The organism is Rubrivirga sp. (assembly GCF_049648075.1).
In the GTDB taxonomy this organism is placed as follows: domain Bacteria; phylum Bacteroidota; class Rhodothermia; order Rhodothermales; family Rubricoccaceae; genus Rubrivirga.
This window is the reverse complement of sequence record NZ_JBARYR010000240.1, coordinates 1-1,738: the sequence shown is the minus strand read 5'-3', so window position 1 is coordinate 1,738 and position 1,738 is coordinate 1. Positions and strand designations below refer to the sequence as shown.

Below are 1,738 nucleotides of genomic sequence, written 5' to 3'. Positions count from 1 at the left end.
CTCGAGGCCGACGGCGCCCTCGTTCGCGACCCCGCCCGCCCCGCCTCCAGCCGCGCCTCCGCCGGACGCGAGTGGGCCGGACCTCGACGACCTGTTCGGGCCACCCATCGGAGAAGGCACGGACCCCTTCGCGCCGCAGCCGATCGACGTCTCGATCCCAGCGACGCCACCTGCTCCCCCCGTCTCGCAGCAGGCCATCCCGGTCCAAGAAGGTCCCGACGACCTCCACCGAGCGCTCGCCGCCGTCGTGGCCCGGCTCATCAGCATCCCGGGCCAGTGCCGCCACGAGTTGCTGGGCCACACCGTCATCCACGCGCCCGAGACCGCGTTCCTGTTCGACGCCGACGTGGGCGCCCTGCTACGCCACCTCACGCCTGCCGATCCGGGTCTGCGCGCCGAGCGGCTGGCCATCCTCGATGACGCGGCCGAGGCCGTCTTGGAGCATCACCAGGCGCTTCTCGAGGGCTACCGCGCTGCCGCCCGCGACGGAGCCGCCGTCTTGGTCAACGGCCTCGATCCCGATCAGCTCAGCGGCCAGGCGAGCGGCGGAGGCCTGTTGCAGGGCGGAAAAGACCGCGCCGTCCTCGATCTTGTCCGCGAGCGGTGCGCGATGATGAAGGGCGAGGACTTCGCCGCCGCCGAGCGGCGCGTGTACCGCCCCGCGTTCTCGAGCGCCTACCTCAATAGCTTGGCCCACTCCCGCGCCTCCCGATCCTCATGACGATCCGACTCTCGCTTCTCGCCGCCGCGCTCGTCCTGAGCGGGTGCAGCTTCTTCTCCCGCTCGGCGCCCCCACCGCCGCCCGTCGCCGCTACCTCGGTCGAGGAGGAAGACCCCGAGCTTCCCACCGGCCCCATCGCCTTCGACCTGGTCGGCGAGCTCGAGATGAACGGTGGTGGCAACGCGGCCCGCGTTTACCTCTACCCGCTATCGAGCGACGCCACGTTCTTGTCCACCCCCGTCCAAGCGTTCTGGGGCGATCCCGAAGGCCTGCTCGCCGACGACCTAGCGGGCACCGTCCGCGACGCGACCGTCCGGCCCGGCAGCACGTCCTCGATGGAGGAGCTCGACCTGGGCGGAGCCCCGTTCCTGGGCATCGCCGCCGACTTGCGCGTTCCCGAGGGCGACGCGTGGCGCGCCATCCTGCCTGCGACCGACGTGCGGGGCAAGGCGATTCAGATCCGCGTCCTCGAGGGCGGCATCACGGTCCGCTCGCGGTAGCGTCCTCGAGGACGCTGGCCTTTTCCGACCCGCGCTTCAGCGAGTGGACGATGGGACCAAGGCCGTCGGCTTCACGGAGGATCTCCGCGAGGCGCGACGTCTAGCGCTGCTACGTGGGACGCAAGTCGTCGCTGTGTTCACGCCCGAGAGGGTGACCGACCCGGGCGACCTCTACCCGACTAGTCTCAGCCAGGAGATCATCGAGAACCACTCGCATTGGACGGACCCGCTGGCCCGCGTCGTACCGCGCCACGACGTCCAGGTCGGAGGGCTGGACATCGCTGCCCCCGGCTCACTGAGGCGACGGACGGGGTGCCCGCGACGTATCAAAAGCGGCGTCACCGCGTCGGCCTCGAGGGCGGCGCCGACGTCACGATCTATATCGTGGCGTCCTCGGAAGGCCTCTGCCGCTCTACGGTCCAGCGCCGCATCGCTCACCCTATCGAGACCGCGTGGTCAGACCACGACACGAGCCATCTCGAGGTCTCTCGGAGCGAGAGCCTACGCTTTGCCCACC

The 1,738-nt window shown here is 70.5% G+C and carries 2 protein-coding genes and 1 pseudogene; all 3 read left to right on the top strand.

From position 1 onward, the window contains the following. A pseudogene (locus WBA11_RS07230) lies at positions 1-721 on the top strand (hypothetical protein); the annotation flags it as partial. Next, the gene (tssJ, locus tag WBA11_RS07225; RefSeq protein ID WP_424520027.1) at positions 718-1,221 is read left to right on the top strand and encodes a type VI secretion system lipoprotein TssJ; all 504 of its coding nucleotides are present in this window, start codon (positions 718-720) and stop codon (positions 1,219-1,221) included. The pseudogene WBA11_RS07230 and the gene tssJ, both read left to right, overlap by 4 nt. 312 nt (positions 1,222-1,533) lie before the next feature. Continuing rightward, positions 1,534-1,738: hypothetical protein (locus WBA11_RS07220; RefSeq protein ID WP_424520026.1), on the top strand; the 205-nt coding region annotated here is incomplete at its 3' end.